The sequence below is a fragment of the Niabella soli DSM 19437 genome (genome assembly GCF_000243115.2).
Lineage (GTDB): Bacteria > Bacteroidota > Bacteroidia > Chitinophagales > Chitinophagaceae > Niabella > Niabella soli.
Map to the genome: position 1 here is coordinate 43,956 of NZ_CP007035.1, position 19,199 is coordinate 63,154.

Consider the following 19,199-nt stretch of genomic DNA (forward strand, 5'->3'; position numbering starts at 1 on the left):
ATGAGCCTTTGATTGTAAATTTAATTCATGGAACATTTTTTAAATGCGATCGGAAGATTTTCAAATAATGATATTAACGTCTTTAAGGAGTATACAACCATAAGAACCTTTAATAAAAATGAGTTGCTTTTGAAGCACGGAGAAATCTGTAAATCTGTTTTTTATATTTTGTCCGGTTCATTTTATCAATTTCAAATGAACGAAGTTGATGAAATTGTCATTGACCTCCATCTTAAAAATGAATGGTTGTTCAATCATACAAGTCTTATCAATCAATCTCCTTCCTTAACTTCCATTAAAGCATTTGCAAAAGCAGAAGTGGTTGAGTTGTCATTGACCCGCCTGCACGATTTAATATCAAAATCCTCCGCTTATTTGCAACTGGGCCGCCTCTTCAACCAGGCATCTGAGCGCATTTATTTTTTTGATAATTGTTTAACTCCGGCTCAAAAATATGGACATCTGATGGAGGCAAAACCTCTGGCAATGCTTACGTTCCCGGTGAAAATGATTGCTTCTTATCTGAAGATCGCTCCCGAGACCTTAAGTCGTGTAAGGGCGCGTTGTTAAAATTTACTGATTTCAATCAAGGATGAGAAATAAATAATTATTCATTTTTGTGAAAAAAATATGCTTACAGATATTCATCCCAAGCTGCCCATGCGTAACAGGGACCTTACGATACGGTTTTATGTTGATCAATTAGGTTTTCAAAAATTTGGAGACAGGGACTATGAAGGATACCTGATGGTTAAGCGGGATCATATTCAAATTCATTTTTTTGAATTTAAAGAGTTGAATCCTGCTGAGAATTATGGTCAGGTTTATATACGAACTAATAATATAGATGCATTGTACCAATCCTTATTAGCGGAACAGGTGCCGATTCATCCCGCAGGGCACCTGGAGACAAAACCCTGGGGGCAACGGGAATTTTCATTGCTTGATCCGGATAATAACCTGCTGACTTTTGGGCAGCAAGTGTAACAGTTGCCTGTGGCGCAGCCCGTTAGAGAGAAACAGCTTGTGCTTGGAGCGTCCTGAAACATATTGTGTGAGAAAGAGAAGACCAAAAACCGGTAATCATATCGTACTTTTGCAGGCCTGAAAATGGGGCACGTTTATGAAATTATATCCGGAATCGGCTTATATACAACTGGAGTTTGACAAGATCAGAACGCTGGTACTGCAGCGTTGCGAAACGGACTATGGCCGGCAAAAGGCAGAGCAGTTGCGCATTCATACACATAAGAAATTTATTGATGCCGCATTAAAAGAATCGCATGAGTTTAAGCAACTGATCCAGAACGGGGTTTATTTTCCCAATGATTATATCCTGAATCTTGCAAAAGAATTAAAATTATTATCAATACCTGGCGCCCTGCTCACCGGCGAGCAGTTGATCCAGATACGCAAACTGGCCGAAAGCATTGAAAAGATCTTTCGCTGGTTTGATGCCGAACGCAAAGGCGCTTACGAAGGCCTTTATTCGGTTATTAAGGAGACCTATTACGAGAAGGCCATCATCGGATTGATCGACGAGGTAATTGATGAGATCGGCCAGGTGAAAGATTCGGCATCGCCAGAGCTGAAGGAGATCCGGATGGAGTTGTATCGCAAGCGCAATGAATTGCGCCGTGTTTTTGACCGGATCGTTTCGAAATTGAATAAGCAGGGCTACCTTGCAGAGATCGAGGAGAGCTTTATGAATGGCCGTCGCGTCATTGCCGTCTTTGCTGAGCAGAAACGTACGGTAAAGGGTATTCTGCACCGCGAAAGCGATAGCCGCAAAACAGCGTTTATTGAGCCGGAAGAAACGATCCATTTGAATAATGAAGTCAGCGATCTGGAACATGAGGAGCACCGGGAGATCGATCGCATCCTGCGCCAACTGACAGCACGCCTGGCTTCTTATTCCGCATTATTGGTCACTTATCATGCCATCGTTGGGGAATATGATTTTATCAGGGCAAAAGCAAAATTTGCCATCGAGATCAACGGCGAAGCTCCCATTGTGCAGGATAAAGCACAGGTGCACCTGGTAAATGCCGTACACCCATTATTGTATCTATACAACAAAAAAACACAAAAACAAACGTTTCCTGTTTCCGTAACCCTGGATGAAAGCCAGCGGATCCTGTTGATCAGCGGTCCCAATGCCGGGGGTAAAACGGTTACCATGAAAACCGTGGGCCTGCTGCAAATGATGGTGCAGAGCGGCTTGTTGGTACCAGTGCATCCCAATAGTGAATTTGGTATTTTCAAACAACTGATGATCCATATAGGCGATACGCAAAGCCTGGAGTTTGAACTGAGCACCTACAGCAGTCACTTGCTTCATATGAAATATTTCATAGAGCATGCTAACGGTAAAACGCTATTTTTTATTGATGAACTGGGCAGTGGCAGCGATCCCAACCTGGGCGGAGCTTTTGCCGAAGTGATCCTGTTGGAGTTGCTGAAAAAGCACTCCTACGGCATTGTTACCACCCATTACCTGAACCTGAAAATAATGGCCGGGAAAACGCATGGTATCGTAAATGGTGCGATGGCTTTTGATGAAAAGAACCTGCAGCCTTTGTTTCACCTGGTGGTAGGCCGGCCGGGCAGTTCTTATACTTTTTCTATAGCAGAGCGCATCGGGCTGGATAAGCGGCTGATCAGCCAGGCCCGGCAGATGGTGGATGATGACCAGTACCGGCTGGATAAATTATTAAACCGTACCGAACAAAACCTGCGGGACCTAACAAAAAAAGATAAGGAACTGGAGCGGTTGATAAAAGAAAATGAGCGCTTGAAAAAAGAGATGGAGCACGTGATGGATAAAGAAAAGCACCGTCAGCAGTTGAATGTGTTGCGGGAGCAAAATAAAATTTCGGAAGACCGCATCGCTTATCTGAAGGATATGGAGCGCAAGCTGAAACAAATCACCCTGGAATGGAAAAAAGAAGAAGACAAACAAAAGCTGATTAAGACGATCAATAACCTGCTTTTTAATCGCGATGAAAAGAAAGCGGTCAACAAGATCCAGAAAAAAATTGAGTCCAAATACAAAGAAGTAGGTGGGGAGATCAAACCAGGTGATAAAGTAAAAATGAAACGCAATCACCAGGTGGGCGAAGTGCTGGAGTTAAAAGGCAAAAGGGCAGTGGTGAAAATAGGTCTGTTGCCGATGCAGGTAGACCTGAATGATCTGGTAGTGGTGCAAGAGAAGGAAACGACGGCTGAATAAGCGGCCCTGGGAACGCGGCAATGCAGTTGGCGATAGGAGGGCGGAGCCCCGCCCGTCGCACAAGTCCCACCAGTAGACCGGTATATAGGTGCGTATAAATCTTCAGTAAAATTAAAATCACGAATTTTAACATTTTGGCTGCCTTAAAAAGCTTTATTTGCGGCATGCTATTACCCAATAAAAAATTACTGCTGTTACTGCTGCTTTTTTGTTTCGATGGAATTATCGCGGCGCAAACCACTGCTTCAATAGGCTTGATTCGTGAAGAACAGTCCGATGCTTTTTCAATAAGACAACAATTGCCTTTATCAGGCGACAAATGGAAAACCGATGCCTCCTATTCAGATAGTGTGGCTGAAAAACGCCAGCGCTACCGTGATCCGGGAAAAGCAGCATTCCGTTCCGCCGCTTTGCCGGGGTGGGGCCAGGTATATAATCGCCGAATCTGGAAGGTTCCTGTTATTTATGCAGGGTTGGGCATCACTGCCGGCCTTTTTGTTGATAATTTAAAATGGTTCAAGCGCTTTCAATATGCCTGTTCCGTTGCGGACAATATTCAAAACAAGAAGGATAGTCTTAGTGGTCCAAACTTTGCCAAAGTCTATAAAACACTCAAAGCTCCTTTTTTTACCGATAATGGAATTGACCTCGCCGGACTTAAAAGTTACCGTGGGCAGTCCCGGCAATATATGGATAATTCGCTTGCAGGCTTTTTGCTGGTTTGGGTGTTGAATGTGGTGGATGCCACAGTAGATGCGCATTTGAGCAGTTTCGACGTTTCTCCCGGGCTTTCATTGAAAATAAGTCCTTCCCTTTTAAATGAGAATAATATAGGAATGTCGCTGGCGGTACAGTTAAAATAAAAGCTCCCGCCGATGATTTTGCTTTCTTTTCTGCGTTTCATCCGCGCGATCTGCGGGCTCCTTTTCACGGAAAAATATTCAGGAATAAATAGGCTGCAAAAATGGTAAGCAGCACCACCCCGTATAATACATTTGTTTTGCCGGTCACCAATGAAAGCATTACAGTAAAAATGGAAAGGATCAGCAATACCGTGGACGTAGTGTCTATTCCGAGCAGTACCGTGGTGTGGCTGAATAAGGTATAGATGGCAACGGCAGGAATGGTAAGCCCGATGCTGGCCAGTGCAGAACCTAACGCAAGGTTCATGCTGGTCTGCAACCGGTCTTTCCGGGCGGCCTGTATGGCAGCAATGCATTCCGGTAATAATACGATCATGGCAATGATGATCCCGACCAATGAATTGGGCGCGCCAATGGAGGCAACGCCTGCTTCCAGTGAGGGAGACAGCTTTTTGGCCAGTAACACTACGGCCCCCAAACAGGCAATCAGCAAAAACAGGCTGGTGAAAGTGGTTTTATCAGACGGGGGCGTGGCATGCGTATCTTCGGCATCATTAAGATTACCCTTTTCGTCTTTGGGCAAAAAATAATCGCGGTGCCGCACGGACTGTATCATGATAAAGCTTGCGTAAATAATAAGACTTACTACGGCTGCAAAGATCAACTGCGGGTTGGTATATTGGGGGCCGGGGCGGCTGATGGTATAGTTGGGTAACACCAGCGTTAATACTAATATGGCGGTAAGGGCTACCAGGGCAGAGGTGGCGGCGTGCTTGGTTACAAATTGTTCCCTGAATTTGACCCCGCCTACCAGAATACAAATGCCTATGATAAAAGTGAGGATGATCATAATGGCGGCAAAAACAGTATCACGCGCCAGCGCCGCTGTTTTTTCACCACCGGAAGACATGAGGGAAACCAACAGGGATACCTCGATTACGGTCACGGCCAGCGCCAGTATAATGGTACCAAAAGGTTCGCCCACCCGGTGTGCTACCACTTCTGCATGATGCACGGCGGCCAGTACTCCTGCAATGAGCACCACGGACAGAAGCACGGAGGGAAGCGTGCCCGCCATCCCGCCTATGGCAAAATAAGCTATCCAGGCTAAAACGGGCGCCAGGAGGGTCCAGAAGGGCAGTGCCAGTGATTTCATACCGTAAATAATTTTGTTAAATAAAGGTTTGTTTTATGATCCCGGCTGCAGTACTACGATGGAACAGTCTTGCGTCGCACACTTCAACTGTAGCGCTACTATCAGCATCATACCCAGGCTAATTTGTACCGCTGTTAACCAACCGGCAGGATCGCTTTTCTGATCTTCACTAATTGTTCCAGTAAAGGTTCCAGGTAGTCCAGTTGCAACATGTTTGCTCCATCGCTTTTGGCAACTGCCGGGTTGGGATGGGTTTCAATAAACAAACCATCCGCGCCCGTTGCAATGGCGGCTTTGGCAATGGTGCCGATCAATGCAGGATTTCCACCGGTTACGCCGCTGGTTTGGTTGGGTTGCTGCAGGCTATGGGTACAGTCCATCACCACAGGTGCTCCGTGCTCTTTCATCCAGGGAATATTGCGGAAGTCTACCACAAGATCCTGGTATCCGAAAGTATTGCCTCTGTCAGTAAGCAGCACTTTGTCGTTTCCCGCCTGTTTTACTTTATCCACCGCAAATTGCATAGCGGGCCCGCTCAAAAACTGCCCCTTTTTGATGTTCACGATCTTTCCGGTTTTTGCGGCCGCTTCCAGCAGGTCCGTTTGCCGGCTCAGGAAGGCAGGTATCTGCAACATGTCGATGTATTGCGCCGCAATAGCTGCTTCCTCATGCGCATGAATGTCACTAACAACCGGCAGATGGCAGGTGTCCCGTACTTTTTTCAACAATTCAAGGGCGGCGGTATCGCCTATCCCGGTAAAAGATCCGGCGCTGGTCCGGTTGGCCTTCCGGTAGGAAGATTTAAAAACATAGGGGATGCCCAGGTTTTTACAAATGCCGCTGACCTTATCGGCCACCGTCATTACCAGGTCCTCACTTTCTACTACACAAGGCCCTGCCAGGAGGAAGAAATTCTCAGGATCATATTGCTGGTCTTTAAAAAGGTCTTTAAGAAATGCTTGCATGGGTACAAACGTACATTAAATTTTTCACCCGTAAAATTGTGCAAAGACCAGGGATTGATCAGAAAAGGGTTAATGCTTCACCGGGAGCCCCGAAAAACGGGAAGGTTTTGTTTGGTAACCGTCTAAAGCTTACCGCCTCCACGCCTTACCGGCCAAAAAATATTTTTTAATGGACCCAATAAAAATGGCTGGCCCTTTTAACAAACGATTGCACAGGTAGCTGCAACCAGTGGTTTATAAAACTATATTTGCACACACAAAAACTACATACCATATGACAAAAGACAAGATCCTGGTTATTGGTGCTTCCGGCCAAATTGGCGTTGAGCTAACGATGGCGCTAAGGGAAATTTACGGCAATAACAACGTGGTGGCATCCGACCTGCGGGAAGAAAATCCGCTGTTAAAAGGATCGGGCCCTTATGTGAGTATCGACGTAATGAATAAGGAAATGCTGCATGTACAGGTGATCCGTCAGAATATTACACAGATCTATTTGCTGGCGGCCATCCTTTCTGCTACAGGGGAGAAAAACCCGGGGTTGGCCTGGCACCTGAATATGCAGGGGTTGTTGAACGTGTTGGACATTGCAAGGGAGGAAAATATCCAGAAAGTATACTGGCCCTCTTCCATAGCGGTTTTTGGCCCTACTTCGCCAAGGCAAAACTGCCCGCAGCAAACCATCATTGAGCCTACAACGGTTTATGGTATCAGCAAATATGCGGGGGAGTTCTGGTGTAATTATTACAATATGAAGTATGGCGTGGATGTAAGAAGCATCCGCTATCCCGGATTGATTTCTTATAAATCGGCGCCGGGCGGTGGTACCACGGATTACGCCGTGGAAATTTTTCATGACGCGCTGGAAGATAAAAAATATGAAAGCTTTTTAAATGAAGATACTTATCTGCCGATGATGTATATGCCGGATGCCATACGCGCTACCATCGAATTAATGGAAGCTCCGAAGGACCGGATCTCGGTGCGTACTTCTTATAACGTTGCAGGGATCAGTTTTTCACCCAAAGAAATTGCAGCCGAAATAAAAAAGCATATTCCCGATTTTGAAATAACGTATAAACCGGATTACCGGCAACAGATCGCCAACAGTTGGCCGCAAAGTATCGATGATACAGTGGCGCGCAACGACTGGGGCTGGAAGCATGAATATGACCTTGCCGCTATTACCGATGATATGCTGAAAAATTTGCCGGAGCTGATAAAGTAATTGGGGTATTACCGCCAGGAGGCCCGGCAGGGCTGCATTGGGTAGCATATGGTCGCCCTGTCCCACAAGTCTCACCCAGGCGACTTGTGGAACATGAAAGACTGATGGCAAATCTGAAAAACAACCCCTGCCCGCTTTTCCGCCTTTCCGGCGTGTTTGCATAAAAAAAGACGCCTCAACAGACGCCTTTTTCGCAACTATTTTCTGCTATTGATTAAGCAACCGCTTTCTTCACTAAATCCGCTGCTTCGCTTAATAATATTGCTGATTCTACTTTTAATCCGCTTTCGTCGATCAGTTTTTTAGCCTCTTCCGCATTGGTGCCCTGCAGGCGCACAATGATGGGGATATTGATATTACCCATATTTTTATAGGCCTCAATAACACCCGCGGCCACCCGGTCGCACCGTACGATCCCTCCAAAAATATTGATCAGGATCGCTTTAACCGCCGGGTCTTTCATAATGATCTTAAAACCGGCTTCAACGGTTTGTGCATTAGCGGTACCGCCAACGTCCAAAAAGTTAGCCGGCTCGCCACCGCTTAATTTGATCATATCCATAGTAGCCATCGCCAAACCGGCGCCGTTCACCATACAGCCTACATTACCATCCAGTTTTACAAAGTTCAGATTGTATTTGCCTGCTTCCACTTCTGTAGGGTCTTCTTCTGTAACATCGCGCAGCGCTACCAGGTCTGCATGGCGGATCATGGCGTTATCATCAATATTCATTTTACAATCCACCGCAATGATCTTGTCGTCTGCAGCTTTAAACAGGGGATTAATTTCCAGCATGCTGCAATCCAGTCCTACATAAGCGTCATATAAATTGGTGACAAACTTCACACAGTTTTTAAACGCCACACCTGAAAGTCCCAGGTTAAAGGCGATTTTTCTTGCCTGGAAACCCAGTAAGCGCCCGGAAGGATGCACCCATTCTTTAAAAATTTTCTCCGGTGTTTCATGCGCTACATCTTCAATGCTCATGCCGCCCTCTGTGCTGTACATAATCACATTTTCTCCCTTGCTTCTGTCCAGCAAAATCGAAAGGTAAAATTCCTGCCTTTCAGAAGGGCCATCATAATACATATCCTGGCCAACAAAGATCTTATTTACCACTTTTCCCGCAGGCCCGGTTTGTACGGTTACCAGTGTGCCACCCAGGATGCCCTTGGCAAAAGCCTCAACATCTTCCATGGATTTTGCCACTTTTACCCCGTTAATGCCTGTTTCCTTGATGGTTCCTTTTCCCCGGCCGCCGGCATGGATCTGTGCTTTAACCACAGCAAACTTGCTCCCGGTATCGGTTTTGATCTTGCGGTACGCTTCTTCGGCTTCCTGCACAGAACTGCAGGCATAACCTTCCTGCACCGGAACGTTGTATTTTTTTAATAATTCTTTGGCCTGATATTCATGAAGATTCATAATAAAAACTTTCGCACGAAGATAAGGATTCAGTTGAAACTTTGATACTCGATTCTGGATGCTCGGTTCTCGATTCTATCCGGTATCCAGCGGCGAGCATCCAGAAGCCAGAAAACCTGTTAATAGTTTTAAAAGATGTTGGCAGCCGGGTTTGCAAAAGTGCGAGTGCCTGTTAGTTTTATTATATTTGCTCCATTTAAGTGATTACTATGGCAGCGTCAATAATCGGGCAGGTAGCCGAAACCGTGGCATTTTTAAAAACAGTTTATCCGGCTGCTCCGGAAGTGGGAATTGTACTGGGGAGCGGACTGGGAAATTTTGCCCAGCACATACAGGTCGAAAAGGAAGTAGCATATACCGAAATTCCGAATTTCCCGGTTTCAACAGTGAAAGGCCATTCCGGCAAACTGATCTTTGGCAGTCTTGCGGGTAAGAAAGTGGTTGCCATGGCCGGCCGCTTTCATTTTTACGAAGGCTACACCCCGCAGGAAGTGGTTTTCCCGATAAGAGTATTCCAACAACTCGGCATTAAACAACTGCTGCTGAGTAATGCTGCCGGTGGCGTAAATCCGGGGTTCGCCGTGGGCGACATTATGATCATTACCGATCATATCAGCTTTGGAACCCCTAATCCGCTTATTGGCAAAAATATCGACGAATGGGGTACCCGCTTTCCTGATATGAGCGAACCTTATAAAAAGGAGCTGGTGGCCCGGGCCAGGGAAATTTGCAGCGAAGCAAAGATCGAGGTTCGCGAAGGGGTTTATTATGCGGTAACCGGCCCTACGTTTGAAACCCGTGCCGAATATAAAATGATTCATATTCTGGGCGCAGATGCCGTTGGGATGAGCACCGTACAGGAAACTATTGTGGCCAATCATATGGGGCTGGAGGTTTTTGCAGTAAGTATTATTACCGACCTCGGTATCCGCGATGAAGAAAATACGATCACGCATGAAGAAGTACTGGAGGCTGCAAGGCAGGCAGAACCCAAGCTGGCGCATTTATTTACTCAAATGGTGGCGCGGGCATAAAATCATTTAATGAAATTTTACCTTATTTTATTTTTTGTTCTTTTAGGAGTTGGCGCAGCCGCTCAGGATCCGCTTGGAAATATGGGCAACCGCTTCCGCGGAATTAAAAATGCGGGATCGGGAAATGACAGCCTGGCTAAAAGGAACAAGTTTGAAGATTCGCTTACGATCAGTTATCGTTATTTGGATACGCTGCGGAACTATAAGCTGGATTCGTCGATCAATGATCTTACCCGCTATTATCCTATGCCGGCCGAATATAATTATCTGGGCAACTTCGGCTCCGCCGCACAATCCTATTTATTTGCACCAGGCATGAAATCGGGCTGGGACCCCGGCCTGCATGCCTATGATATTTACAAATACACGGTAGATAAAGCCCGGTTTTTTACGACCACGAGGCCCTATTCGGAGCTGAACTATTTGCTGGGCACCCGTTCCGAACAGTTTATTCATGTTCTGCATACCCAAAATATAAAACCGAACTGGAACATTCATTTTGAATACCAGTTGCTCAATTCGCCGGGAACTTTCCAGAACCAGAAAACGGCGCATAATAATTACCTGGTCACCAACTGGGTGCAGTCTACCAACAAGCGTTACAATAACTATATCATTATTGTTGCCAACAAATTGCAGTCTTCTGAAAATGGCGGTATCAGGGATCGGGGCCTGATGGACAGTGCCATCTATACCCAGCGCGATTTTATTCCGGTGAAACTGGGGGGCGGCGCGGGCTATTCCGCCAATTTCTTCAGCACCAATGTTTCCACGGGAAATAAATATACCGATCTGCATCTGCTGATGCGACAACAATACGACTTTGGAAGAAAGGATTCGCTGGTAACGGATAGCTCTGTTGTTAAATTATTTTTTCCAAGAGTACGGCTGGAACACACAATAGAATATAGTAAATACAGTTTTCAGTTTACTGATAATAGCGCTGCTCCTTCTTTTTACCAGCAATACAATATGTTTGTGGACACGGGTGCTGCGTACCATAAACAGGATAACTGGAAGGAGCTGATTAATGACTTTTCTATTTATACTTATCCCGATGCCAAAAATACCCAGCAGTTCCTGAAGTTGGGTGCCAGCGTGCAAAATCTCTCGGGCTTATTTGATACGATACCCCGGCAATCTGAGCTGGAGCCATTTGGTTACCGCCAATCGGAAACCTATTATAATGTTTTTGGACATGCAGAATACCGGAACCGTACCAAGAATAAAAAATGGGATATGACGGCCTATGGCAAGCTCTATTTTGTGGGGCTCAACGCGGGTGATTATGAGGCCGGAGCCAGCATTGAAAGCCTGCTGGGACAAAAGATCGGTAATCTGACCCTTGGAGGACAGAATACCAACCGGTCTCCGGATTTTATTATGACTTATGCCAACAGCAGCTTTAACTATATGAAAGCGGCAACACCCGATCTGAAAAAAGAAAATATCACCCATTTATATGCAGATATCTATCAGCCGCTGCTGCAATTGCGGTTAACCGGGCATTATTACCTGATGACCAACTACACTTATTATACCGATTTTTATAAAATAAATCAATACAACGCGCCATTCAACGTAGTGCAGATCGGGCTAAATAAAGTATTTGGAGTAGGCAGAACCAAACAATGGAAGTGGCGGTCCGAAGTGTATTTTCAGCAAGTGCTGGGTGGGGCCCCGTTGCATATTCCCACTATTTATACCCGCAACCGGTTGGGCTACGAGGGCAACCTGGGTTACCCGAAATTAAACCTGGCTATGGGGTTTGAGGTCAACTACCGGACCAATTATAAAGGCGATAATTACTCGCCCCTTTCAGGACAATTCTTTTACCAGGACGCCGTTACGGTGCCCTACCAGCTACCCAATATTGCGGCCTATCTTAATTTCCGTATCAACGCCTTTAAAGCCTTTTTACGCGCGGAAAACCTCAATACGTTTCATAACTTAAATGGCAACTGGGGCTTTACAAATAATAACTACGCAGCGTACAACTATCCTTACCCCGGATTGCTGATACGGTTTGGGATCTTTTGGGGGTTTGTGAACTAGTCAATAGTGAAAGGTCAATAGTCAATCAAAGTCGTTTGCTTAAGCAGCGGATTCCAAAGAATGTTCTTTTTGATGTTTTTTAATAGGGAAAAGAACGTATAGCTCGTGAATGTTTTATATTGCTAAAGCGATGTTATTGACAACGGAGCTGCTCCGGGGGATAGGAAAGAAGCTATCCTGAAAGATTAAGTAAAAGACATTGAATAGTGAAACGCCCGGCATGCAGGGTTCTCGTCTTTCGGTTCACTTCTCACCATTTCTTACATTCAGTGTAACACATAACAATAAACAGGACTGATGAAATTCCTTTGCATTTTTTTTCTTTTGATAGTAAACCTATCGGTGCTACACTCCCAGGAAATGATCACGCCCTTTCCGGCGCCTGATTTTGAGCTGCAATCACAAAACGGGACCCCTGTTCATCTTTCGGATTTTAAAGGGAAAACGGTGCTGCTTAATTTTTGGGCCAGTTGGTGCGCGCCCTGCCGCGAAACAAATAAAAAACTGGCAAAGCTTTACAACCAGTTCAAAAGTGACGCGTTCGTAATCATAAATATTTCAGAAGACACCAGCCAGGTAAAATGGAAAAAGGCTGTGGTGAATGATAAGATGAAATGGCTGCAGTTGATTGATTTTACCGACTGGAACCGAAGCGCAGCCCGTCGCTGGAACGCGTCGCAACTGCCGGCTTCTTTTTTGATCAACCGTTACGGAATGGTGATTGCATCAGACGCAGCGTATTTGCTCACAGATGACCCGGAAGGGTTTAAATCAGCATTGCAAAACTTATCCACTCAATAATACCAGGAAATTCCGCATTTCGTAAATAAATATCTGCCATTGTTGAATAGTTTTGCCGGCTATGGCAAAAGGGAACGCACGAAAATTTATCAACGATATTCATTTGTGGTTGGGCCTGGGAAGCGGCATCGTTCTTTTCCTGGTTTGCCTGTCGGGCACGATCTATACCTTTCGGACAGAGATTGAAGAGCGTTTGAACCGGGAAGTCTATTTTGTAAAAGACTACCAGGGAAAACAGGCGCTTTCGCTGGACAGCTTGCTGGCTACGGTCGAAAAATCAACCCAAAATAAAATATCCGCGGTTACCATTCCCTCCAACGCGGAAAAAGCCTGGTCTTTTTCCGCAAAACCGAAGGGGAAGGAAGGCGGACGCGGAAAAACAATACTGGTGAATCCTTATACCGGAACTATTGCAGGCGATACACAGACCGGCAGCAGCCGTTTTTTTATGACGGTTATGAAAATGCACCGGTGGCTGTTGATGGAGCAGGGGACGGGGCGCATAATTGTTGGGGTAGCTACTGTTATTTTTGCTTTGATGTTGCTTTCCGGTATTATTCTCTGGTTGCCCCGCCGGTTTCGCTACTGGAAGCAGGGATTGACGATCCTGTTCCGTGGCAAATGGAAACGGATCAACCATGACCTGCATAACACGCTTGGATTTTATGCTTTTATTTTTTTATTGATCATGGCCCTGACGGGATTATGCTGGTCGTTTGAGGGATACCGGTCGGGCGCCTCAAAAATACTGGGTGCAGAAATATTCGGATCAAAAAAAGAAAAACCAGTACAAGCTGCAAACAGCGCCGGCATGATGCTCTCGCCGGATGCTGCGCTTAAGATTGCGGCAGGGCAATTGAACTATGCCGGCGTCACACGTCTGGGTTTTCCCGAGGCAAAAACGGTAACCTTTACAGTTTCAAAAAATAATTCAAATGCCTGGAACACCGCAGCGGCTGATAAACTGGTGATTGATGCCTACAGCGGCAGCATTTTAAAAAAGGAGGCATTTGCTTCAAAAACTACCGGTCAGAAAATTGCTGCAAGTATCCGTTCTATTCATACCGGGGAGATTTATGGGATGTTCTCAAAAATTATTTATTTTATCTGTTGTTTAATTGCTACCAGCCTGCCGGTAACAGGCACGTTTATATGGATCAATAAGATGAAAAAGAAAAAACCAGGACCTTCCAAAATACCTGCTGCCATTACGCAAACGATTGCGGTTCAGTAGTTCGATCTTAATTCAGCTTATCTCCCGAAATGGGTATAAAAAATGGCAACCGCTGCCGCTAATTGCGTATCTTCATTGCTGAATTAAGAGTGGAGTATAGTACCGGCAATGGAAGCGATTAATTTAAAGAAACTGGCGTCCCTTTTACAACTGTCTATCAGCACTGTTTCAAAAGCGCTGCGCGACAGTCATGAGATCAGCGCGGACACTAAGAAGCGGGTGATGGACCTGGCAAGGGAGCTCAACTATGAACCGAATCCCTATGCAGGCAGCCTGCGCAAATTTAAGAGCAAAACAATAGCGGTTGTTTTACCGGATATCATCAATAACTTTTTCATTTTTGCCATAAAAGGAATACAGGAAGCTGCTTACCTCAAGGGGTATCATGTGTTGATCTATATCACTAATGAAAATCCGGAATATGAAAAAGAAGTAGTGCGCCAGTTTGCGAATGGAAGAGTGGACGGGCTTATTATTTCGTTAACGAGCCCGTTTGATAAGACCGAGCATATCAGCGCATTGGAAGATAAAGGGCTTCCGATTGTTTTTTTTGACCGGGTGAGCCAGAATTTTGAGCATACGCTTATTACCACCAATAATTATGAAAGCGCTTATAAGGGAACAACCTTATTGATTAAGCAGGGATGCAAAAGAATTGCCCACTGCCAGGTTTCTGATAAAATATCTATTGGTATTGATCGCTTAAACGGGTATAAAAAGGCATTGCAGGATATGGGGATAGAGCTGGACCCCGAATGGATTCTTTCGAGCAATAAAGATATCGACTATGATACCGACCTGATCGAAAGAGCGCTTACCCGCAAAAACGGGCCCGACGCGCTTTTCACTTCTGTAGAAACCCACGCGCTCATCGCGTATGATATCTGCCGGAAACATAAGATCGATATTCCCAAAAAAATAAAATTATTAAGTTTCAGTAATCTGCCTACCGCCCATTTAATGCAACCTTCGCTATCCACCATCACACAGCCTGCTTACGAAATGGGCAGGGCCGCTGCGGAACAATTGATCCTGGCGCTGGAAAAGCCTGCGCGCTTTAAGCCTGAACGGATCCAGATGGATTCGATATTATATGAGCGGGAATCGACCCGTTAAACCAGCCGGCAGGGCACTTCCAGGTCTTCAGTAAGATAATAACTTGCACAAAGCCGGTGATAGCCGTCGGCAATGATGAGGGTTGCCTGGTGCCGCGCCAACAGGATGGGAGACAATTTTTTCAGTTTCTTAAATTTTTTCAGATTTTCCTGTACATGAATATTCTCTTGGGGGAGCAGGGGAAGCTTACTGGCCCTCAGGATATCTTTTGATTTTTTTTGGATGGTAACCGTCTCTTTTAACTGGGTAACGATTTTTTTTACGACTGCAGGATCCAGCAACAGTTCAAGATAGTCCTGGGCCGCAGGATAATCATGCTCCTCCGGGTCCTTTAACCATATGCTTTTTTTCATACAAAGAATATCGATTGTTTAAAATTGGTAGGAAATAATCTTTGGATTGTTGATTAAATTATTGGTAAGCCGTTCATGCTTTTGCAGACTGCCGGTTACCACCCAGGTCCTGGAAAAATGATTCACTTCTTTTGTTTCACGCAGCAATGCATAATCCAGGTTATATTTTTTAAAGACTTCGATACATAACTCAAAGTCGGTATAGGATTGTGTAACTATTTTGTATTCCCGTATTTTATGATGCGTGTCAATATAGCGTTGCAGCGGCAGCAGCAATCTTAAAATAGCCATTACCACTACTGTTCCAAGCAATGCCAGGTAAATATGTCCGGAGCCTGCCGCCATTCCCAGGGAAGCCGTGCCCCATATGGCACTGGCGGTGGTGATGCCGCCTATTTTTGTATCGTCTTTAAAAATAACACCGGCCCCTAAAAAGCCGATACCGGTTACGATATTAGCGGCTAACCGGTCCGGGTTCTGAATCCCGATTTTGATGGATAATATGGTAAACACACAGGAGCCAAAAGAAATCAGGATAAAGGTGCGCAGGCCTGCTGATTTATTGCGGTATTCTCTTTCGGCTCCTATAATAATGCCTACGAGTATTGAGATAACGATCAGGATCAGTTGTGTCGAAATTGTCTGGAGGTCGAACGAGTTGATAAGATCTTTAATCATATACTATGAAATTACATTATTTAAAAAATATTTTTCAGAAAAAGAAACAGGCAGCGGATCTTACAGGAGGGGATTTAGTTTACGGAAGTAAGACGGCGCCTGAAGCATGCGGCTCCCATACCAACTGAACAAGGTGCCGTCAACCAGTAAGATTGCTGCATCCGGAAGTAATTGTTTCAGTGCTGCTGCGTGTTTCTCTTTGAAAGGATAGGGTTCGGAGGAGAGCAGGATTTTGCACGCCCCCAGGTGCCGGAGGTCTTCCAAGGCAATAGTGGGGTACCTGCTTTGATGCGCAAACCTGTTACTAAATCCTGCTTTTAGCAGCATATCATTTATAAAAGTATCGCCGCCAACCGTCATCCATGGATCTTTCCAAATAAAATAAACAATGGGTTGCAGAGGGGCCGGGCGCAAGGATGCGAAGCTGTCTTTTATTGAGGTGGCCAGTATTTCCGCTTTATCGGCGCGGTTGGCGTGAAGGCCTACCTGACGGATCATTTCAAGTGCCTGATCAAAATTATTGACATCGGTTACCAGTACCTCAAAGCTGGCAGCAAGCTGTTCTACCTGTTCTTTAACATTTTCCTCCTTATTGGCAATGATCAGGTGCGGCTGTAAAAGAGCAATTTGTTCTATATTAATTGTTTTGGTTCCGCCGATCCTTGTTTTGGTGCGGAACCATTTTTCAGGGTAAATACAAAATTTGGTAATGCCCACCACTTCCTCTTCCAGGTCCAGTGCAAAAAGGAGCTCGGTAATGGACGGAACAAGCGAAACGATTCTCCTTTTCGTTATTGCCGGCGTATTAATCATAATCTTCTTTTTTTAGCAACAATTTTTTTATAACTCCTTTTTTGTCTTTGACGGTTATTTCTTCCGCTGTTGCTGTTTCAGGAAAAGGAGGCCGGCTGAGCAGATCGCAAAAATTATTTCCGTTATAAGCGTGCTGTCCAATTGCAAGCACCTGGTCACCCACTTCGAACTCGTCTCTTAAACGGGGATCCCATACATAGGTAATGATCAGGTCGTCATCGGACAATCCAAAACTAAGCGGCCATTCTCTTTCATCCAGATTAACAACTGGCGTATCCGGAAAAAAATAAAACCGCTTGTTTTTATTATCAAGGATGCAGCCTCCGTACTTCAATAATTCAATCCCTAATGCATTGTACGATTTGTCCATGCTTTGAACATGCACGTTAAGAAAAGTGGCATTGCCGATATGTAATTCGGGCAGTAACAGCCGGTATTGGGTTTCGATGGTTTCAATATTTTTGTCGTATACGCTGAGGGCATTGGAGCCTTTTATCTTTCCCGAATCCAGTACGGCAAAATAGTCTGTCAACGTGGAATCTGCGGCGGAGGCCCGCGCTACCTGGTAGAGCCCCCGGAACCCAGTATCAAAAATGGTGACGAATATACCGGTTGCTTCATGGGTAAGTTTTGTGTCTATAAACGGGCTCATTTGTCGTGTGAAAACAACGGGGGAAACGAAAGTATTGTGCTGCGCAAGCTTGAAATCGGCTATGTTATTTGAAAGCGTCAGTTGCTTTTTTTCAGGGTCAATATATATTGCGTAATCCACCAGGAGGTCGTTGCCCAGTACGCCATCAATATTGAGGCATTTAAAAAGCGGGCTCGGGAAAACTGCTACCTTCTTATTGTAGAAGCGAAAGGTGCCAACGCTGATCTCTTTAAGTTCCTGGAAAGAGGCGCTTCCTTCCATATTGTTGGCATCAACGAAATTTACCCTACCTTCTTTCTTTAATTTTAGGCGTCGGCCCAGATCGGGTGAAAGGGCAGTGAAGGAACCCGTGTCAAAAAGAAAATGATAGGTTTTCCCTTCAACGCTCACGGGTATTATCAGCAGGCCCGTTGCATCATCGTAGGGGACGCTTGTCGGCTGAGTGCGTTGTACCGCGCTCTTTTTTTGAGCCGCTGCCGTAAGAAAAGCAGCCGGGCTCAATACTATAAGAAATATAAATCTCCAAAAACGGCTCATACGCCCGTAGTTAGTGATACTAAAAATGATCCGCGCTTATTTTTCGGCAGTATAAATGCAGCAGACGCCAAAGGTAAGGGACCGGTAAGCTGCGTTTTTAAAACCTGCCCGGGTCACAATTGCCGTAAAATCATTACGTTCCGGAAAGGCCTTTGCGGATTTGTTCAGATATTTATAGGCCTCCTTATTTTGTTTTAAAATGCCCGCAATTTGCGGAGCCACAACGGTCATATACAATTGATATATTCCTTTGAATACACCCGGTTTGGGTCGGGAAAATTCTATGATCACCAGTTGCCCGCCGGGTTTCAGCACGCGGTGCATTTCTGAAAGCCCTTTTTCCAGGTTTTCAAAATTGCGCACCCCAAAAGCGGCGGTCACCGCATCAAACTGCGCGTCGACAAAATGCAGATTTTCCGAATCGCCCAACTCCAATGTTATCTTGTCTGAAAGCCCTTCTTTTGCAATTTTTTGTTTGCCAACTTCCAGCATTTGCGCTGAAATGTCTACCCCGGTTATGTGTTGCGGGTGCAATAGCTTACAGGCGGTAAGTGCCAGGTCACCTGTGCCGGTAGCAATATCCAGTATTTGCTGGGGACGATACTTTTTAAGCAGGCCTATCGCCTTTTTTCTCCAGGTAACATCTGTTCTGCCGGAAAGCACCCGGTTCAGCAAATCATAGCGCACCGCTATCCGGTCAAACATCTCGGCTACCTGTTCCTTTTTCGTTTTGCCGGATTCTTGATAGGGAATAATATGGTCGTGTGGTAATTCCGTCATAACCAACAAAGGTAAAGAGTTTTGTGCTGTTAAGGGGCGTTGCATTTTCTAAAATATGGAGGATGGGATCAAAAGCAGGCGCCGCAAAAAACACCTGCTTTTTGACGTTGCATAAATCAGAATTAACAACCCCCGTCCCGGGTATTATTTGCCCTTTGAGCATTTGCCCCGGGCAGGCGGTTATATGGTCTGCCTGTTCCTGCCGGACTTACAGGTGCCATGCAAAAAATGTTATAGATTTTCAATCGTACAGGAAAGGGGAGTGAAAATTGCTCA

Annotated in this window: 18 protein-coding genes; 10 read left to right on the forward strand and 8 right to left on the reverse strand. The window is 45.4% G+C overall.

Features of this window, described 5'->3' with window-relative positions:
• Positions 1 to 27 precede the first annotated feature (27 nt).
• The 4 genes from NIASO_RS00160 to NIASO_RS00175 all read left to right on the forward strand — a co-directional run bounded on the left by NIASO_RS00160 (position 28) and on the right by NIASO_RS00175 (position 4,095).
• Positions 28 to 570, forward strand: coding sequence for a Crp/Fnr family transcriptional regulator (locus NIASO_RS00160; protein ID WP_008582350.1), 543 nt, complete (start codon positions 28 to 30; stop codon positions 568 to 570).
• Between the two features lie 60 nt (positions 571 to 630).
• Positions 631 to 987 carry a bleomycin resistance protein gene (locus NIASO_RS00165; RefSeq protein ID WP_008582349.1) on the forward strand — a complete coding sequence of 119 codons (357 nt, stop codon included), beginning with the start codon at positions 631 to 633 and terminating at the stop codon, positions 985 to 987.
• A 136-nt stretch (positions 988 to 1,123) separates the two neighbouring features.
• The gene (locus NIASO_RS00170) at positions 1,124 to 3,232 is read left to right on the forward strand and encodes an endonuclease MutS2 (RefSeq protein ID WP_008582348.1); all 2,109 of its coding nucleotides are present in this window, start codon (positions 1,124 to 1,126) and stop codon (positions 3,230 to 3,232) included.
• 164 nt (positions 3,233 to 3,396) lie between these two features.
• Positions 3,397 to 4,095, forward strand: a complete 699-nt coding sequence (locus NIASO_RS00175; RefSeq protein ID WP_008582346.1) for a DUF5683 domain-containing protein — start codon at positions 3,397 to 3,399, stop codon at positions 4,093 to 4,095.
• A gap of 64 nt (positions 4,096 to 4,159) precedes the next feature.
• Here the strand turns inward: NIASO_RS00175 and NIASO_RS00180 are convergent, their stop codons facing one another.
• On the reverse strand, positions 4,160 to 5,251 hold the full coding sequence (locus NIASO_RS00180; RefSeq protein WP_008582344.1) for a calcium:proton antiporter: 1,092 nt from the start codon (positions 5,249 to 5,251) through the stop codon (positions 4,160 to 4,162).
• Positions 5,252 to 5,385: 134 nt separating this feature from the next.
• Positions 5,386 to 6,216 carry a 3-deoxy-8-phosphooctulonate synthase gene (gene kdsA / locus NIASO_RS00185; RefSeq protein WP_008582342.1) on the reverse strand — a complete coding sequence of 277 codons (831 nt, stop codon included), beginning with the start codon at positions 6,214 to 6,216 and terminating at the stop codon, positions 5,386 to 5,388.
• 274 nt (positions 6,217 to 6,490) lie between these two features.
• On the opposite strand from kdsA, the gene NIASO_RS00190 reads away from it, so the two are divergent.
• Entirely contained in the window at positions 6,491 to 7,444 is a 954-nt protein-coding gene (locus tag NIASO_RS00190) for an NAD-dependent epimerase/dehydratase family protein (RefSeq protein WP_008582341.1), read from the forward strand.
• A gap of 214 nt (positions 7,445 to 7,658) precedes the next feature.
• Here the strand turns inward: NIASO_RS00190 and sucC are convergent, their stop codons facing one another.
• The gene (gene sucC / locus NIASO_RS00195) at positions 7,659 to 8,870 is read right to left on the reverse strand and encodes an ADP-forming succinate--CoA ligase subunit beta (protein ID WP_008582340.1); all 1,212 of its coding nucleotides are present in this window, start codon (positions 8,868 to 8,870) and stop codon (positions 7,659 to 7,661) included.
• 209 nt (positions 8,871 to 9,079) lie between these two features.
• On the opposite strand from sucC, the gene NIASO_RS00200 reads away from it, so the two are divergent.
• From NIASO_RS00200 to NIASO_RS00220, 5 genes are all read left to right on the forward strand, one after another.
• A complete protein-coding gene (locus NIASO_RS00200; protein WP_008582339.1) occupies positions 9,080 to 9,904 on the forward strand; it encodes a purine-nucleoside phosphorylase in 825 nt (274 codons plus the stop codon).
• Between the two features lie 9 nt (positions 9,905 to 9,913).
• Positions 9,914 to 11,959 carry a putative porin gene (locus tag NIASO_RS00205; RefSeq protein WP_008582338.1) on the forward strand — a complete coding sequence of 682 codons (2,046 nt, stop codon included), beginning with the start codon at positions 9,914 to 9,916 and terminating at the stop codon, positions 11,957 to 11,959.
• Positions 11,960 to 12,256: 297 nt separating this feature from the next.
• Positions 12,257 to 12,760, forward strand: a complete 504-nt coding sequence (locus NIASO_RS00210; RefSeq protein WP_008582337.1) for a TlpA family protein disulfide reductase — start codon at positions 12,257 to 12,259, stop codon at positions 12,758 to 12,760.
• A 61-nt stretch (positions 12,761 to 12,821) separates the two neighbouring features.
• Complete coding sequence (locus NIASO_RS00215) at positions 12,822 to 13,994, forward strand: PepSY-associated TM helix domain-containing protein (RefSeq protein WP_008582336.1); 1,173 nt, start codon at positions 12,822 to 12,824, stop codon at positions 13,992 to 13,994.
• Positions 13,995 to 14,102: 108 nt separating this feature from the next.
• Positions 14,103 to 15,110: a LacI family DNA-binding transcriptional regulator gene (locus tag NIASO_RS00220; RefSeq protein ID WP_008582335.1), complete on the forward strand. Its 1,008-nt coding sequence runs from the start codon at positions 14,103 to 14,105 to the stop codon at positions 15,108 to 15,110.
• Here NIASO_RS00220 and NIASO_RS00225 read toward each other — a convergent pair.
• From NIASO_RS00225 to ubiE, 5 genes are read right to left on the reverse strand one after another with little or no spacing between them, the layout of a single operon-like run.
• A complete protein-coding gene (locus NIASO_RS00225; RefSeq protein ID WP_008582334.1) occupies positions 15,107 to 15,463 on the reverse strand; it encodes a hypothetical protein in 357 nt (118 codons plus the stop codon). The two genes, NIASO_RS00220 and NIASO_RS00225, sit on opposite strands and share 4 nt — an antisense overlap.
• 18 nt (positions 15,464 to 15,481) lie before the next feature.
• The gene (locus tag NIASO_RS00230) at positions 15,482 to 16,141 is read right to left on the reverse strand and encodes an MgtC/SapB family protein (RefSeq protein ID WP_008582333.1); all 660 of its coding nucleotides are present in this window, start codon (positions 16,139 to 16,141) and stop codon (positions 15,482 to 15,484) included.
• A gap of 60 nt (positions 16,142 to 16,201) precedes the next feature.
• Positions 16,202 to 16,954, reverse strand: a complete 753-nt coding sequence (locus NIASO_RS00235; protein WP_008582332.1) for a helical backbone metal receptor — start codon at positions 16,952 to 16,954, stop codon at positions 16,202 to 16,204.
• Positions 16,947 to 18,143 (reverse strand): retropepsin-like aspartic protease, encoded by a 1,197-nt coding sequence (locus NIASO_RS00240; protein WP_008582331.1) that lies wholly within the window; start codon positions 18,141 to 18,143, stop codon positions 16,947 to 16,949. The genes NIASO_RS00235 and NIASO_RS00240 overlap by 8 nt, the downstream gene beginning before the upstream one ends.
• A gap of 36 nt (positions 18,144 to 18,179) precedes the next feature.
• Positions 18,180 to 18,968: a bifunctional demethylmenaquinone methyltransferase/2-methoxy-6-polyprenyl-1,4-benzoquinol methylase UbiE gene (gene ubiE / locus NIASO_RS00245; RefSeq protein WP_245605205.1), complete on the reverse strand. Its 789-nt coding sequence runs from the start codon at positions 18,966 to 18,968 to the stop codon at positions 18,180 to 18,182.
• Between the last annotated feature and the right edge of the window lie 231 nt (positions 18,969 to 19,199).

What these genes read in the sequence shown, in the direction of transcription:
- NIASO_RS00205 (WP_008582338.1), top strand. Translation starts at nt 9,914, where the DNA reads ATGAAATTTTACCTTATTTTATTTTTTGTTCTTTTAGGAGTTGGCGCA.
- NIASO_RS00170 (WP_008582348.1), top strand. Translation starts at nt 1,124, where the DNA reads ATGAAATTATATCCGGAATCGGCTTATATACAACTGGAGTTTGACAAG.
- NIASO_RS00225 (WP_008582334.1), bottom strand. Translation starts at nt 15,463, where the DNA reads ATGAAAAAAAGCATATGGTTAAAGGACCCGGAGGAGCATGATTATCCT.
- NIASO_RS00200 (WP_008582339.1), top strand. Translation starts at nt 9,080, where the DNA reads ATGGCAGCGTCAATAATCGGGCAGGTAGCCGAAACCGTGGCATTTTTA.
- NIASO_RS00165 (WP_008582349.1), top strand. Translation starts at nt 631, where the DNA reads ATGCTTACAGATATTCATCCCAAGCTGCCCATGCGTAACAGGGACCTT.
- NIASO_RS00235 (WP_008582332.1), bottom strand. Translation starts at nt 16,954, where the DNA reads ATGATTAATACGCCGGCAATAACGAAAAGGAGAATCGTTTCGCTTGTT.
- kdsA (WP_008582342.1), bottom strand. Translation starts at nt 6,216, where the DNA reads ATGCAAGCATTTCTTAAAGACCTTTTTAAAGACCAGCAATATGATCCT.
- NIASO_RS00160 (WP_008582350.1), top strand. Translation starts at nt 28, where the DNA reads ATGGAACATTTTTTAAATGCGATCGGAAGATTTTCAAATAATGATATT.
- NIASO_RS00240 (WP_008582331.1), bottom strand. Translation starts at nt 18,143, where the DNA reads ATGAGCCGTTTTTGGAGATTTATATTTCTTATAGTATTGAGCCCGGCT.
- NIASO_RS00190 (WP_008582341.1), top strand. Translation starts at nt 6,491, where the DNA reads ATGACAAAAGACAAGATCCTGGTTATTGGTGCTTCCGGCCAAATTGGC.
- NIASO_RS00215 (WP_008582336.1), top strand. Translation starts at nt 12,822, where the DNA reads ATGGCAAAAGGGAACGCACGAAAATTTATCAACGATATTCATTTGTGG.
- NIASO_RS00175 (WP_008582346.1), top strand. Translation starts at nt 3,397, where the DNA reads ATGCTATTACCCAATAAAAAATTACTGCTGTTACTGCTGCTTTTTTGT.
- sucC (WP_008582340.1), bottom strand. Translation starts at nt 8,870, where the DNA reads ATGAATCTTCATGAATATCAGGCCAAAGAATTATTAAAAAAATACAAC.
- NIASO_RS00210 (WP_008582337.1), top strand. Translation starts at nt 12,257, where the DNA reads ATGAAATTCCTTTGCATTTTTTTTCTTTTGATAGTAAACCTATCGGTG.
- NIASO_RS00220 (WP_008582335.1), top strand. Translation starts at nt 14,103, where the DNA reads ATGGAAGCGATTAATTTAAAGAAACTGGCGTCCCTTTTACAACTGTCT.
- NIASO_RS00230 (WP_008582333.1), bottom strand. Translation starts at nt 16,141, where the DNA reads ATGATTAAAGATCTTATCAACTCGTTCGACCTCCAGACAATTTCGACA.
- NIASO_RS00180 (WP_008582344.1), bottom strand. Translation starts at nt 5,251, where the DNA reads ATGAAATCACTGGCACTGCCCTTCTGGACCCTCCTGGCGCCCGTTTTA.
- ubiE (WP_245605205.1), bottom strand. Translation starts at nt 18,968, where the DNA reads ATGCAACGCCCCTTAACAGCACAAAACTCTTTACCTTTGTTGGTTATG.